The following is a 15,326-nucleotide window of genomic DNA, read 5'->3' as shown; positions in this document are numbered from 1 at the left end:
GCCGATTTCCTTTATTGCGCATGTTCAAAAATCCCTGTCTTGCAAGCTCTGCACAAATCACCGGCAGATGCACCATTTGTGCGTGTCTTGCAAACTGGGCAAACCACATGCGAGAGCATGCTGAAGAATTTGTCGTTGTGACGACCGCCAACAGGCATTTCGGAGCAACCCTTCATTGCTGCTTCTCCCACGGTGTTCCCGAAGTGCTCGAAGCGCACACTGCGTATCTGCTGACGCTGCTTTTTCGCCAGATAAAGTTCAGCTTTGTCGGATTCCCCGGTTGCATGCAGGCGCTGTAGTAAGTTGACCGCCTTGCCGGTTTGAGTTGACCGCTCATGCCGGCTCAGGTTGACCACCTCGCTGGTCGTGTCCGCTAATGCCAACTACTTGATGACCTGGCCCACAAATCGGTGCCACCAAACACTTCAGGAGGAGGGATTTGAGGGTGTGGACGGCCGCTACGACGCATGTTCCAGGCCCAGACAAACACATTGATCCCTTTCTGAAACGGACGCAGATCGCTATCCCACATCAACGTACCTTCTGAGCAAGGTAAGCAGACTGGGTTCAAGGCGAACTTGAGATCCCAGCCAAGGTCTCCGTCCATGACCTTCAGTATGTATATAGTCTTCTGAGCGTAACTCATTGAGCTGTAGGGCCTCCCTTCGATATGCCAGAGTGCTTCTGACATGGCTCCTAATGCGTCAAGATAACGAGTCGCTGGAAAGTAGTACCGCCATCCACCATGTGATACATCCTTGAGCAACCTGAGTTCAAGAAGTTCAAAGAGCGGCAACGCAATACCTCGCGAGCACAGTTGAAACCCAAGGATTAGTAGTCCACGATAGATCTGAGCTACCCATTTGCAAGCGGTCTCAGACTCTCCAAGTAAGAGTGCCTTGTGACACTGCAAAATCATTGCAGTCAATGCATCCAAACTGGCAATTCGCTCCAGCGCTCCTGCAAACCGCTTGATAGAGCCGTTCTTGCTAGCCTGCACACGAGGGCACCAACGGGATATCTCAAGGCGAACGCTGAGATCCAGCATCTCCTCAAATTTGGTGATTTGGTGCAGCGAAGCAGGCGGGTGTTTCAGGATGAGCCAGATGGGTTTACTCAGTTCCACCGCGCTGCCAGGAAAGGCGTGCTCCGCTGCGCAGACCAGTGGTTCCTGTGGTCGGTGCAGTCCACGAGCGTACTTTGGCCACTTGTTGCGATGAAAACGCTCGTGCTCAGCAGTATTCCAATACGCCTCTGGTTCTATTTTCAGGCCAATCGCATAGGGCCGTGCCCATTCTGATAACTGATTGAGTCGCCGGTACCAACTTACCGTTGCCAGTGCATCCGTCACGTCGCGCCGATTACTCCCAGTTGTTTCAGCAGGCCCAGAAAAACCTGCATAAATGCAGAACTCCGCCAATGAAAACTGTTCCGTAGCAATGACTTGGTAGTGCGCCATCATGATGTCGACGGGTAAAGTTAGTGCACATTGTCACTCCTCGACGGCCGAGCGGGCTATCCCTACGATGGGTACATAGCGCAACTGAGCGAGGCTATGGTGAACCACAGCAAACTTCGTGAACTGGACGCCACGGAAGGCCAAGGGTGGTTGCTGACGCAACTACAGGATCGTTATGGTCCGGTGATCGGTGGGCAAGACTTACGGCAAGCCCTAGGCTTCCCCAGTGCAGCTGCCTTCAGGCAAGCTGCATTGCGCGGCACGCTCCCCGTGCCTGTTTTTAGCGTACCGAACCGCAGGGGACGCTTTGCCCTGACGCAAGAAGTAGCAGCCTGGCTCTACGAACGCCGCTGTACTGCCACAACCCCGGGTCGCGACTCATCGCCACCAACCGCAGGAGGCATCGCATCATGACCTGAAACATTCACGCCACTGAAGCAGGCGCTCTGCAATCCTGGAAAGAGAAAAAGGACCCGGGGAGTTACAGCTCCCAAGGCCCTTGGTTGTGGACTATCGCTAGATCCGCCATCAGTCTCTTCTTTCCCAATTCAGTTGTCAAGCATCGGCATACGTCGAGGCTTGGGGTTGGGCGCTCCCTCAAAAACTGCCCGCTGGTCATGACCAGCGGGAAGGAGAGACAGATGAGTAAACTTCGAGACATTTTGCGGCTGATTCTGACTACAGTGTTGTCGGACCGGCAAATTGGCGAGGCTGTAGCAGTTTCAAAAAATACTGTTCGCCGTTATCGGCATCTGGCCCAAGAACGAGAGCTCAGATGGGAAGACATCAAAGCTAACCTACCTGCCGAGCTTGAAAGCCTCCTGAACAAAAGAGAACGCCGCTTGTCACAAAAGCGCCTGCCCGATTTCACAGACATCCACTTGCAGTTGGCTCGGCCTGGCGTGACATTGCAACTGCTATGGGAGGAGTATCGGCTAGCCTCTGCCGACGACGCCTTGTCCTATTCGCAGTTCACCCACCATTATCGGCAGTACACCCGTCGCATCAAGCTGAGCATGCGTCAGACCCACGTTCCCGGCCACAAGGCCTTTGTTGATTTCAGCGGCAAGCGGCCCCACTATGTGCGCCAGGATACCGGTGAACTGGTGGCAGTTGAACTGTTCATTGGTGTTCTGGGCTATTCGGTCTACACCTTTGCACTCGCCACTGAAAGCCAGAAAATCCAAGACTGGATTCAGGCGAATGTGCTGATGCTGGACTACTTCGGCGGTGTGCCTGAAATCATTGTGCCGGACAACCTTAAGGCCGCCGTTGTCAAGCCGGGCGCCAACCGGCGTATCAATCGCGCTTACCTCGAATTCGCCGACTACTACGGCACTGTGATCATGCCAGCACGCAGCCGTCACCCCAAGGACAAGTCCAAGGCTGAGGTCTCAGTCCAGATTGCGCAGCGCTGGATACTGGCACGCCTGCGGAACATGCAGTTTTTCTCGCTTGGTGGGTTGAATCAGGAAATTCGCCGCCTTTGCGACGAACTCAACTTGCGTCCCTTCAAGAAGATGCCTGGCTGCCGCTTCGAGCGCCTAGAACAGGAGGAGCAGCAGCACCTGAAGCCACTGCCCGCGGCAAAGTTCGAATGGGCGACCTGGTCGGCCCGCCAGGCCGTTGGTCCCGACTACCATGTGTCGGTCGATGGTGCCTGGTACTCCGTGCCCTTTCATCTCGTGGGCGAAAGCGTCGAGGCGCGTGCAACCCTGCAAAGTGTCGAGATCTTCCATTGTGGTGTCCGCGTGGCCTCTCACGTACGCGTTGAGGTTGGCAAAAACTCGACTGACCCCGCCCATCAGCCACCGCAGCATCGCGCCTATGCGGAGCATACGCCCGAAAAGTTAATGGATTGGGCGCGCGGGATTGGACCGGGCACCTTGGCTGTCGTTAAGCAGCAATTCAACCGATCCGTACCAGCGCTAGGTCTACCAGCTTGCGACTCGCTGAAGAAACTTGGCCGTCAGTATGGCAGTGACCGGTTGGAACAGGCGTGTATACGTGCGCTGCAAATTCAGTCACCAACCGTCAAGAGCGTGCGCTCCTTGCTCGGGACACGCCGCTACCTTGATACTCATCCCGACGAAACACGGCAGGTCAGCTTGCCTCTTCACCATAACGTCCGCGGCCCCGGCTACTACGCCGGCAAGGAGGACCCATCATGTTGATTGAGAACACCGTCGACTCCTTGCGCAAGCTGCGTCTGCACGGCATGGCCGAGGCCTTTGAACGACAACGAACTTCGAGTGCATTGCAGGACCTGCCATTCGATGATCGATTTTCAATGCTGGTCGATGCCGAGCGTTCACAGCGCGAAGGCCGCAGGATGAAACGATTACTTAAGTCTGCCCAAATGAAAGTGAGTGCGTCTCCAGAGGACATTGACTTCCGAACAGCTCGGGGTCTCGACAAGCGAAAGTTCAGCGCACTGCTCAGCTGCGACTGGATCAACTCTGCGCAGCATCTGATCGTGACTGGCCCAACCGGCGTGGGCAAGACCTGGCTCACTTGCGCCCTTGGGCATCAAGCCATTCGCAAAGGCTTGCCCGTTGCCTATCGCCGCTTCAGTCGCCTGCTTGAGGAACTGGAAATCTCCAGGGCGGATGGCAGCCTTCCGAGGCTACGACAGCAGCTGTCCAAGGTCCGCTTGTTGATTCTTGATGATTGGGGCCTTGCTCCATTGGGAGCACGGCATCGACAGGACCTCCTTGATCTGGTCGATGATTGCCATGGCACCATATCACTTGCCTTTACATCGCAACTACCAGTTGAAAAGTGGCATGACTATATCGGGGATCCGACAATCGCCGATGCTGTTCTTGATCGGGTTGTGCACGCAGCGCACCGCATAGAGCTTAAAGGGGATTCCATGCGTAGAACAGTCAAGTAGGTTTGACGTGGGTAGAACGTATAGCTCTCTTGCCTCCGCCACGGGCTCGTATCAGACTCCGTCCTTGGGACAGTTAAGGCCGGGGCGTCAAAATCGATGGTGGATAGGAGCCAATCTACATGAGCGCAGCTGCGTTAATCGCAAACCACATGAATGCCCCCTACGGCAAAGTCGTCAGTGAGGAAGATGTTGCCGCATCGTTCCGGAATGGGAGACTGTCGGCATCAAGCCTTGAAGCAAATGGAATTCTTGCCTTTTTCTTCAATGAAATTGAGCCTAGCCTCATCATCCGATGCGCTAGGGAACTGGGGGTGAGTCTCCAAACCGCCAATGCCCTTTACAAGGACACGCTGGCGCGAGGATGTTGTGCATCCCCTTCCTGGGAAGATGCTGTTGGGGCTTGCGCCTGACACACATGTAGCCAACGCGAAGCGACTTTGCGAGCTACTTTTTGGTCGCTTGAAAATCACACAAAAAATCGGCCGCACCCACAAGCGACTCGCATCCCCAAAGGCCAAGAAGAAGCCATGAGCCGTCGATCCACCTTTGCCTAGCGGATTGCTTCAGGCTTTCTGTAGTCGCTCAACTCAAAAATGCCAATGACTGCCATTAACCTAAGCAGCCATTGGAGCGAGACCTCAACAAAGGTCCGCTCCCAACCTCAAAGAAGTAACTGTTCTGGCACGAATGTTGGGTGACTGCTTTTACCTGGAGCGAACTGGTGCTATCGACCCAGTGCTGTCGTCCGCACAACGTCAACAAATGACCGCTGTGCAGCGGTTGTTGCCTATCGAGTTCGCAACATGAATGACTGCTCTTTCCAAGGCAGAAGTCATTCACAATAAATAAAAATTAGTTCACTCAAATAGCAGTCTCTCTGGGAAATTCACGTCGATTCAGCTTTGAAGACTGGCAACTATTTATATGGATAGACCCTAGACCACCAACGGCTACGCTTAGTAGATTTATGAAACATTTTGTTGCAAAAAGCCTGCAAGCCAATATAGGGAGGACTGAGTCAGTGATCAATCAGGTAGACATAGCCAGCTTTGGCAGCTTTCAAGGTTTGGACTGGAAAAAAACGGTCAAGGACAGTGGCAAGACAACCCAGTATTTCAAGCGCCTCAACGTGCTGTACGGGCGTAACTACTCTGGCAAGACCACTCTTTCGCGGATCTTCCGCTCGCTGGAGACTCGCAAACTACCCCTCAACTATGTCGGTTCGGCCTTCACCCTGACAGGCGACAAAGGTGCTGTCTCCCATACTGGCTTGCTGTCGCACAACTACGAAGTGCGGGTCTACAACCGCGACTTCGTAACCGACAACCTTAGCTTCCTGGTAAATCAGGAAGTAGGGGGGGTGATCAAGACCTTTGCCATCGTCGGTGAACAAAACAAAGAGATTGACGATGCCATCGCTGCAATTGAAGACAAGCTTGGCAGCGTGGAAGGCAAGGCAGGGCTTCGGTTTGATCTGGAAGCCAAAAAGAAAGAGCGCGACCGCACCAAGTCTGCCCACACCGCTGCGTCCAATGGGTTGGACGACAAACTGCGATCACATGCCGCAGAGAAAATCAAGAAAAACCCGAACTTCCGCAGCCCCGTCTACAACATCGAGCACATCAGGCGTGACATCGCCACGACCAGCAAGCCAGGCTTCGTCGCACTCACGACCGAAGAACAGGCAGGTCGGATCAAGCTGCTCAAGCAGGAAGCGTTACCCGACATCACAGAGACCCTGGTTGTAGCGCTCAAGCTGGAGTCCTTGACCGCCACAGCCGAGCCGTTACTGTCCAAGACGATCACGCCTACCAAGGCCATTGAGGAACTGCTCAAAGACAGCGCCTTGCAACTTTGGGTCAAGCAGGGTATGGGGCACCACCGCGAGAAGCGCGATACATGTGCCTTCTGCCGACAGGATCTGCCGCACGACATTTGGCAAGTGCTCGATGAGCATTTCAGCAAGGAGTCTGGGGATCTGGAAACGGCCTTGGATGAGGCTATCACGACAGTAACGACCGAAATTGGCACCGTCGCGGGACTCAACACTTTCACGGGTTCTCAGTTCTACGCTGACGAGCGCACAGCGTTTGAAATCAGTAGCAAAGCTCTGTCTCTAGCGCTAGCCGTCTATAAAAAAGATCTGGAGGCACTGAAGAAGTCGCTTGAGACTCGGAAGAACAACCTGTTCCAGCCCATAGCTCTCAAGACTCCTTCCCATGACGCCAAGGAAATCGCAAAGCACGTTGCTGACATAAATGCACTGATCGAAACAAGCAACAGCAAGACTGCCACGTTGGAAAAAGACAAAACCAGTGCCACAGAGTCACTTCGCTTGGCTAATGTGTTCGCCTTTGCTGAGGCCATAACCTATGACAAGGAGCTTGGCCGGATCGCCACCCTTAAGACCACCGCTGACACCGCAAGTACAGCCTTTACCGATGCAGAAAAAGAGATCCGTGAAGCCGAGGCGGGGGTCCAGACATTGAGGGCCCAACAGAAGGATGAGCGTAAGGGGGCGGAACGAGTCAATGCCCTGCTCAACAACTTCTTCGGCCATGACGGAATCAAGCTGGAAGCGCGTGACAGTGCAGACAACGCGACCGTCAAGTTTGAGATCACCCGCAACGGCAAGTCGGCCTACAACCTCAGTGAAGGTGAATGTAGCCTCATTGCATTCTGCTACTTCATGGCCAAGCTTGAAGATCCAGACAGCAAAGGCAAAGAATTAATCATTTACATTGACGATCCAATTTCAAGCTTGGATGGCAATCACATCTTCTTTATGTTCAGCTTGATTGAAAGCTTGATCACAAAACCAGTGAAGAAGCCAGATGGCTCAAATTCGTACCGCTACAAGCAACTGTTCATCTCCACGCACAATTTGGACTTTCTGAAGTACCTCAAGCGCCTTTCCATTCCGATGAAGAAGCAGCCAGCAGCAGAGGGAGTAAAGGCAAAGAGTGTCAGCGATCATGAACACTTCATGATTGAGCGAAACGGCGCCTCAAGCAACATCATGCTTATGCCGCCTTACCTCAAAGACTACATCACCGAATTCCACTACCTCTTCCACCAAATCTATAAGTGCAAGGATCAAGCTGCCGCAGCAGAGAACCACGAGCCATTCTTTGGCTTCGGCAACAATCTGCGCAAATTCCTCGAGGCATTCTTGTTCTTCAAATTTCCATACCACGACGACAAGAACGACTCCTTTGAACGAATCAAGAAATTCTTTGGAGAAGAGGAAGACACAGCCATTACGCTCGTCAATCGCCTTAACAACGAGTTCTCACACCTAGAGGCGGTTCCAGACAGAGGCTTCAAGCCTGTTGAAATTCCTGAGATTGCCAGAGTTGCCAACTATGTCTTGGAAAAGATCTATGCCTCAGACAAGGTTCAATACAACTCTCTCTTGAAGAGCATTGGCGAGCCTGAGCGAGTTGATTAACTTTCTCAATGCGGCAACCTTAAAAAGCACCCGTTGGGGTGCTTTTTTGTTTCACAGTGAGTTGAGCAGTTATGACCTGCTCCCCCCAGGCCGTACCAATGTGAAGTAGCAAGGGGTCCGCCATTCAGGAGAATCGCAGACATGAGGAAGAGCAAGTTCACAGAGGAACAGATCATCGGGTTCCTCCAACAGGCCGAGGTCGGCATGGCGGTGGCGGAGATTTGCCGCAAGGGCGGCTTCTCCGACGCCACGTTCTACAAGTGGCGCGCCAAGTTCGGCGGCATGCAGGTGTCAGAGGCCAGACGGCTGCGCGAGCTGGAGGCGGAGAACGCCAAGCTCAAGCACCTGCTGGCCGAGGCGCACCTGGATCTGCATGCGCTCAAGAGCGTGCTCGGGGTAAAAAGGTAGCCCCACAAGCCCGGCGCGAGCTGATCACGCAGCTGGTGCAGGAGCACCAACTGTCCGAGCGTCGCGCGTGCGGGCTTGTGGGGCTAAGCCGAGACAGCTACCGGCACCCACCGGTGCCCAGCGCACAGACCCAGGCCCTGAAGGACAAGATCGTCGAGATCGCGCATGTGCGTCGGCGCTTCGGCTACCGGCGCGTGCACGACCTGCTGCGCAACGACTTCCCTGGCGTCAATCACAAGCGGGTGTACCGGCTCTACAGAGCGGCCAATCTGGCGGTTCGCAAGCGCAAGAAGGCCAAGCGCCCCGTGATGGAGCGCACGCCCCTAAACATCGCCCAACGCATCAACGAGGTGTGGAGCATGGACTTCGTCAGCGACAGCCTGGCCAGTGGCCGGCGCATCAAGTGCCTGACCGTGGCCGATGACTTCAGCCACGAATGCGTGGAGATCGCTGTGGACTACGGCATCAGCGGCCTGTACGTCACCCGGCTGCTGGATCAGGCGGCGCGCTTCAGGGGCTACCCGGCCGCCGTCAGAACCGACAACGGCCCGGAGTTCACCAGCCGGGCCTTCATCGCCTGGACGCAGGAACACCACATCCGGCACATCCTGATCGAGCCAGGTCGGCCCATGCAGAACGGCTACATCGAGAGCTTCAACGGCAAGTTCCGCGACGAGTGCCTCAATGAGCACTGGTTCCAGAGCATGCGCCAGGCACGCACCGAGATTGCCGCATGGCGTCGGGACTACAACGAGGTTCGGCCTCACAGCAGCATTGGCCGCATACCGCCAGCCAGGTATGCCCAGCAACTGCGTCAGCACGCAGGCGACGCAGCTCGTCATGAGATCCCTGCCCAAATCCATTAACCTTCAACCCCAGGACCCCAACCTAATCACTGGTACGGCTGAAGGGGGCAGGTCAGTTATTCCTAGCTAACTGCTAGCCTCAGATTAATGACTGCCCTGAGCATCAACAGTCATTGAGCGTTCGGTCTTGACCGACCGCAACCAGCCTGAAGCCGACTTCTGCTTCTTAGGGTGGCTTTGCAGCGATTGCTGCCGATCGCTCCAGCAACGTGACCTCACGGTAGATAGCTGTCAGCAGGCATTCAAAGACCATTCCCTTACTATCTGACGCTCTACCTAGACGGTATAACAACTCTAGGGAAATATGTGGGCGTCAAACTCATCATGGCTAGCCACTGTGCCTGAGCACTGCTGGCTCAACTCTGTAACTCTGCGATCGACAGCCCCCTACCTTCATATCTTGGATGAAGTAGCGAAAAGGACAAGACAGATGAAGATATTCACAATTGGATTCACAAAGACCTCCGCGCGGTCCTTCTTCGCCAAACTAAGCGCCTCTGGTGCTAAACGTCTTGTCGATGTTCGCCTGAATAACGTGTCGCAATTGGCAGGTTTCGCGAAGCGCGAAGATCTAAAGTACTTCTCCGAGGCGCTGTGTGGAATGGAGTATGAACATCTAACATCGCTTGCGCCAACCAAAGAGATGTTCGAAGAATATAAATTAAATAATGGTGACTGGGATAGCTACGCTAGAAAGTTTCTGGATTTAATGTCCTCCAGAAAAATTGAATCAATTGATAAAGAAAAACTTAACAATAGTTGCCTGCTTTGCAGCGAAGACAGGCCCCATCACTGCCATCGGAGACTTGTGGCCGAGTACCTTGCTGGCAAGTGGTCGAATGTCGAAATCGTGCATCTTTAGGGCCGAAGGCACGTATCGTGAATGGAAGTACATCACACATTTCGCATCAAGCTCGGGGCCTCCAATCACAGCTCGATCTCGACGGTTCATGAGGCATGCAGCCCCAGGTACAGACAGCTCTCAGAAAGCTGCTCGCAAATGTCGTGGCACTCCTAGGATGCACTAGGAGATCGACCCATGTGTGGGCTATCATGAGCGACGCCTAGGCCCACATGGGGCTCGTCCGGATCACCGCCATTCGCGTCTCGGTTTGGCACTGCTATAGGTCTTCTGAAATAGCTGACGCATCAGGCCAAGTTGAAGTGCTTCAATTAGGAGATGTTCCATGTCAACCGGTATGTTCATACTGCACTCCAACTATACGCCGGCGGGGGACCAGCCAGAAGCGATAGCGCGCCTGCTATCTGACCTAGAAGAAGGTGCGACACACCAAACGCTGAAGGGGATCACTGGCTCAGGCAAGACCTTTACGATGGCCAATGTGATCCATCGTCTGAAGCGGCCTACATTGATCTTGGCTCCTAACAAGACATTGACCGCGCAGCTTTATAGTGAAATGAAGCATTTCTTCCCAGAAAATGCGGTCGAGTATTTTGTTTCCTACTATGACTATTTCCAGCCCGAGGTCTATATACCGGGCAGTGATCGCTTCATTCAAAAGGACTCGGCGATCAATGATCATCTTGAGCGTCTGCGTCTATCCACGACCAAATCCTTGATTGAGCGCCGCGACGTGATTGTCGTTGCTTCGGTTTCTTCAATCTACGGCCTGGGTGATCCAGATGCATACCGAGCGCTGCAGATGGCTCTGTCCCCTGGGGCCAACCTAAATCAGCGGGAGCTGATTCGTCGCCTGGTTCTACTGCAATATGAGCGTACTGAGCGCACCCTCAAGCGTGCAACGTTCCGAGTTCGAGGTGAGGTGATTGATATTTTCCCTGCCGATTCAGAACACAGGGCGGTTCGGGTGGAACTGCTGGACGACTCTGTTGAGTCTGTTCAATGGCTAGACCCTGTTACGGGTAAAACACTGGGGAAAATTGACCACTACTTGGTTTCTCCAAAGACGCTTTTCGCGACACCTACGAACAAGATCGAATCCGCGTCCGAGAAGATTCTCGCTGAAATGGAAGAGCGCGTTGCCCAACTAAACAGGGACAATCGCTTGGTCGAGGCCAACCGTCTGTACGAGCGGATCACAAACGACGTAGAGATGATGCGGGAGCTTGGCTACTGCTCGGGGATGGAGAATTATTCCTGCTACTTCAGTGACCGGGACTCGGCTGCGCCTCCGATCACCTTGCTGGATTACCTGCCGAAAGACGGGCTCCTGTTCGTTGATGAATCCCACGTCATGGTGCCGCAGATATCCGCAATGTACCGGGGGGATCAGGCACGCAAGGATACGTTGATCGATTACGGGTTCCGTTTGCCTTCATCGAAGAACAACCGGCCATTGAACTTTGGCGAATTCGAGAAGGTCAAGCCACAGACCATCTTTGTTTCGGCCACTCCTGGTGAATACGAGTTGAGGGTATCGAAAGGCCGGGTTGTCGAGCAGATCATCCGGCCCACAGGGCTGCTTGATCCCAAGGTGGAGGTGCGAAAGGCGGACGGGCGCATGAACGATCTGCTTGCCGAAATATCGACGTGCGTGAAGAGAAAAGACCGCGTGCTCGTGACCACGCTGACAAAGGTCGGCGCGGAAGAGTTGACGGATTTCTTGACGGACAGCGGAATCCGAGCGCGCTACATGCATTCGGACATCAAGGCGGAGGATCGTGTTGAAATCATCAATGGCCTGCGCGCTGGGGAGTTTGATGTTCTGATCGGCGTGAGCCTTTTGCGCGAGGGGCTGGATATCCCCGAGGCGTCATTGGTAGCCATTCTCGATGCGGACCGTGCGGGCTTCCTGAGGTCGGCCCAGGCGCTCATTCAGATGATAGGCCGAGTCGCCCGGAATGAGAACGGAAAAGCGATCTTGTATGCGGATGCGATGACTCCTGCGATGCAGCAAGCAATTGATGAGACAAATCGGCGCAGGGAACTTCAAATTGCCTTTAACGAAGAAAACGGAATCTCTCCGACCTCTTCTGTGCGAAAGCTGGCAGGAAAAGAGACGAATGCGGAGGAACCCACAGTTCACTCCGAGGCTTTCTGCAAGAGTTTGTCCGACCTTTGCGACCAAATCACTGCCAAGGAACAATTACTACTCGAATTTACCGACGCTGGTGACGAGCAACACGTGGAAGAAATCCGTAGTCAATTGGATGTTTTGTACCGGCAATTCATTTATATCTAATCTTTAGCCGGCTTTAATAGCAACTAAGTTGTACGGTCGACCGATCTGCATCTAGTTTAAGCGAGCAGAAGGTCGACTAACAATTCGGGCATACGTAATGAGCCACCAAGGCTCGGTGCTTTGCTTTCCGAAGCTGATGCCCTACGACGCTTGGTCGCGTGTCACCTCAATGCCGGCAACGATTTAACGGCAGCCAGCATTTCATCAAATACCGCCCGAACTCTTCCCGAGACCGGGCCGCGCTGCGGCCGATAAACGTACAAACCCCATGCTGAAGATTCTTCTTTCTCCAGCACGCGCACGAGCTTTCCGCTGGCAATGTATGGGGCGACTACGTAGTCTGGCAGTTGTGCAAAGGCGATGCCTGCCAACGCCGCCCCCAATTCCATGTCGGCATTGTCGACGACGATTGCGGCAGCAATGGGTGTCCACTGGCGTCCCGCTTTGAAATACCAAGGCCAGGGGCGGCCGGTATTGAGATCCATAGACGCAGTGGTCGGCAGTCTGCTGAGGGCATCAATGGTGTCAGGTACGCCAACTTTTCTAATCAAATGCGGTGCGGCAACGATTGGAAATTTCATGTCGGCGGCCTTTCGCGCGACGAAGCGGCTATCGCGCATAAATCCGAGCCTGACGCCAACGTCAATCCCTTCTTCAACCGTATTGCTGATGCGATCGGACAGACGGACATCCAGTGTGATTGCGGGATGACGCGCGGCCACGCGCTCCAGTGCAGGCAGAACCGCCCGGGTGCCTAAGCTGAGCGGTGCCGTGATGCGAACCGTGCCAGAGAGGGATGTCTGTTCGTCACGCCCAGGAACTCGCCAGAGTTCCTCGAACCGCTCCAATGCGGGGCGCACCTGGTCTAACAAACCTTCACCAAACGCACTGATGCGTACCTGGCGCGTGCTTCTATGAAACAACACCTCGCCGTAGTGTTGCTCCAGTTGCTGGATGGCGCGTGTAACGCCTTGCGGGGAAGTACTGAGCCGGACGGCCGCATCGCGAAAACTGCTGCTTTCGGCCGCCACTCGAAAGATACGCAGCAGTTCAATTTCCTTGTTCATGACGAGCGCCTCACCTGGTCGGTTCCACTGCGTGTTTATTATTCCAGAAATTGGAATTAATAAATCGAAACAATTCCATATACAAGAGTTTTGCGAAATCACATACTTCGATTCCAGAGCAACTCCACAGGAACCGCGCATGAATACTTCGGCATAGATCACCACCTACTACGGCACCTTGCACTGCAGCGATCGCGAAGCCAGTTGCGTTCTTGGCGGCGCTTGATGTGCTCAATATTCATCATCGCTGACGTCAAATTTAGTTAGTAAAGGAAACAACATCATGAAATCACGTGCAGCAGTGGCCTTCGGGCCTGGTAAGCCTCTGGAAATCGTCGAGATCGACGTTGAGCCGCCGCGTAAGGGCGAGGTGCTCATCAAGATCACGAACACTGGCGTTTGCCATACCGACGCTTTCACCCTGTCGGGCGATGACCCCGAAGGACTCTTCCCGGTCGTGTTGGGTCATGAAGGCGCGGGCATCGTCGTGGAGGTGGGTGAAGGTGTCACCAGCGTGAAGCCTGGCGATCATGTCATCCCGCTCTATACAGCCGAATGCGGCGAGTGCCTGTTCTGCAAGTCGGGGAAGACCAACCTGTGCGTCGCCGTTCGCGCCACACAGGGCAAGGGCCTGATGCCCGATGGTACGACCCGTTTTTCGTACAACGGTCAGCCGCTTTATCACTACATGGGCTGCTCGACCTTCAGCGAATACACAGTCGTCGCCGAAGTCTCGCTGGCCAAAATCAACCCGGACGCGAATCCGGAGCATGTCTGCTTGCTCGGTTGCGGTGTTACCACCGGCATCGGCGCTGTGCACAACACGGCCAAGGTGCAGCCAGGTGATTCCGTCGCTATCTTCGGCTTGGGCGGTATTGGTCTGGCAGCTATTCAGGGGGCACGCCAAGCCAAAGCGGGTCGCATCATCGCCATCGACACGAATCCTGCCAAGTTTGAGCTGGCTCGTACCTTCGGGGCGACCGAATGCATCAACCCGAAAGACTTCGAGAAGCCAATTCACGAAGTGCTTATCGAAATGACTGGCTGGGGGGTTGATCACACTTTCGAGTGCATTGGCAACGTCAATGTGATGCGTTCCGCATTGGAAGCAGCCCACCGTGGCTGGGGCCAATCGATCGTCATCGGCGTGGCAGGTGCCGGCAAGGAAATCTCGACCCGCCCATTCCAGTTGGTCACTGGTCGTACCTGGAAGGGCTCCGCTTTTGGTGGCGTCAAGGGACGCACCCAACTTCCCGGCATGGTGGAGGACGCGATGAAAGGTGAGATTGATCTCGCCCCGTTCGTCACCCACACCATGGGTCTGGACGACATCAACAAAGCCTTCGACCTGATGCATGAAGGCAAGTCGATTCGTACCGTGATTCATTACTAACCCACGGATCAATAACGATCTTTTCAACAGCAAATATCAAGGAAAACTTCCATGTCTACTCCTGTTATCTCCGGTGACGGCATTTTCTCCCACGTCTTTATCGGTGCAGCCGATGTTCAAAAGTCGGCCGCGTTTTACGATGCAGCGCTGGGTGCTCTCGGCATCAATAACCTCGGTCCTTTCGGCAATGGCTGGGTACTCTATGGCCGCGAAAAGCCAGCCTTCATCATTGCCCGCCCCGGCAATGGCGAAGCTCCCTCCAGCAATGGCGTGACAGTAGGCTTCGCAGCTGCCTCTCCTGCTGAAGTGGATGCTTTCCATGCAGCCGGCCTTGCAGCTGGTGGCACTGACGAGGGTCAACCTGGTCCTCGCGGACATCTGCCTGGCGCTTATGCGGCGTATCTGCGCGATCCCGCTGGCAACAAGGTCTGCTCTTACACCTTCATCTAAGCTGAAATAGCTCTGACAAAGCCGGTACTGGGTCTACTTGTAGCGCCGGTACCGGCCAAATCCCAGAGCATGAAGCATCTGAAGACTGGCCCATGGCCACGCACCTTGTGCTTGGTCCTGGGCAATAAATGTGAAGCGTGGTGATTTTCAAACTATGAGAGATGAGGTCGGT

12 protein-coding genes are annotated in these 15,326 nt (G+C 54.4%); 9 read left to right on the top strand and 3 right to left on the bottom strand.

All coding sequences use genetic code 11. From position 1 onward, the window contains the following. Positions 1-11 precede the first annotated feature (11 nt). Positions 12-383 carry a hypothetical protein gene (locus NOX35_RS27175; RefSeq protein WP_182312591.1) on the bottom strand — a complete coding sequence of 124 codons (372 nt, stop codon included), beginning with the start codon at positions 381-383 and terminating at the stop codon, positions 12-14. Beyond that, positions 374-1,462, bottom strand: a complete 1,089-nt coding sequence (locus tag NOX35_RS27170; RefSeq protein WP_182312593.1) for a hypothetical protein — start codon at positions 1,460-1,462, stop codon at positions 374-376. The genes NOX35_RS27175 and NOX35_RS27170 overlap by 10 nt, the downstream gene beginning before the upstream one ends. Before the next feature lie 638 nt (positions 1,463-2,100). On the opposite strand from NOX35_RS27170, the gene istA reads away from it, so the two are divergent. The 7 genes from istA to uvrB all read left to right on the top strand — a co-directional run bounded on the left by istA (position 2,101) and on the right by uvrB (position 12,244). Continuing rightward, entirely contained in the window at positions 2,101-3,633 is a 1,533-nt protein-coding gene (istA, locus tag NOX35_RS27160) for an IS21 family transposase (protein ID WP_182312595.1), read from the top strand. After that, on the top strand, positions 3,627-4,355 hold the full coding sequence (istB, locus tag NOX35_RS27155; RefSeq protein WP_182312597.1) for an IS21-like element helper ATPase IstB: 729 nt from the start codon (positions 3,627-3,629) through the stop codon (positions 4,353-4,355). Before istA ends, istB begins: the two co-directional genes overlap by 7 nt. Positions 4,356-4,474: 119 nt before the next feature. Further along, a complete protein-coding gene (locus tag NOX35_RS27150; RefSeq protein ID WP_182312599.1) occupies positions 4,475-4,765 on the top strand; it encodes a hypothetical protein in 291 nt (96 codons plus the stop codon). 557 nt (positions 4,766-5,322) lie between these two features. Next, positions 5,323-7,806 (top strand): AAA family ATPase, encoded by a 2,484-nt coding sequence (locus NOX35_RS27145; RefSeq protein WP_182312601.1) that lies wholly within the window; start codon positions 5,323-5,325, stop codon positions 7,804-7,806. Between the two features lie 141 nt (positions 7,807-7,947). Then, positions 7,948-9,080, top strand: a protein-coding gene (locus tag NOX35_RS27140) for an IS3 family transposase (RefSeq protein ID WP_122975108.1) whose coding sequence is annotated in 2 segments (ribosomal slippage) — positions 7,948-8,203 and positions 8,203-9,080 — 1,134 coding nt in all. Because the reading frame shifts where the segments join, the coding sequence is not laid out codon by codon here. Between the two features lie 430 nt (positions 9,081-9,510). Further along, positions 9,511-9,942, top strand: coding sequence for a DUF488 family protein (locus tag NOX35_RS27135; protein WP_182312603.1), 432 nt, complete (start codon positions 9,511-9,513; stop codon positions 9,940-9,942). 325 nt (positions 9,943-10,267) lie between these two features. Further along, positions 10,268-12,244 carry an excinuclease ABC subunit UvrB gene (gene uvrB / locus NOX35_RS27130; RefSeq protein ID WP_071038011.1) on the top strand — a complete coding sequence of 659 codons (1,977 nt, stop codon included), beginning with the start codon at positions 10,268-10,270 and terminating at the stop codon, positions 12,242-12,244. A 161-nt stretch (positions 12,245-12,405) separates the two neighbouring features. Here uvrB and NOX35_RS27125 read toward each other — a convergent pair whose 3' ends face one another. Beyond that, a complete protein-coding gene (locus NOX35_RS27125) occupies positions 12,406-13,311 on the bottom strand; it encodes a LysR family transcriptional regulator (RefSeq protein ID WP_043387383.1) in 906 nt (301 codons plus the stop codon). A gap of 283 nt (positions 13,312-13,594) precedes the next feature. On the opposite strand from NOX35_RS27125, the gene NOX35_RS27120 reads away from it, so the two are divergent. Both NOX35_RS27120 and NOX35_RS27115 read left to right on the top strand, forming a co-directional pair. Then, a complete protein-coding gene (locus NOX35_RS27120) occupies positions 13,595-14,704 on the top strand; it encodes an S-(hydroxymethyl)glutathione dehydrogenase/class III alcohol dehydrogenase (RefSeq protein ID WP_043387381.1) in 1,110 nt (369 codons plus the stop codon). 51 nt (positions 14,705-14,755) lie between these two features. Continuing rightward, a complete protein-coding gene (locus tag NOX35_RS27115) occupies positions 14,756-15,154 on the top strand; it encodes a VOC family protein (protein WP_046462314.1) in 399 nt (132 codons plus the stop codon). Positions 15,155-15,326: the final 172 nt, after the last annotated feature.

The sequence above is a fragment of the Comamonas sp. C11 genome (assembly GCF_024496285.1).
Taxonomy (GTDB): domain Bacteria; phylum Pseudomonadota; class Gammaproteobacteria; order Burkholderiales; family Burkholderiaceae_C; genus Comamonas; species Comamonas testosteroni_F.
The sequence above is the reverse complement of the archived record's forward strand: the minus strand, read 5'-3'. Positions and strand labels throughout refer to the sequence as shown.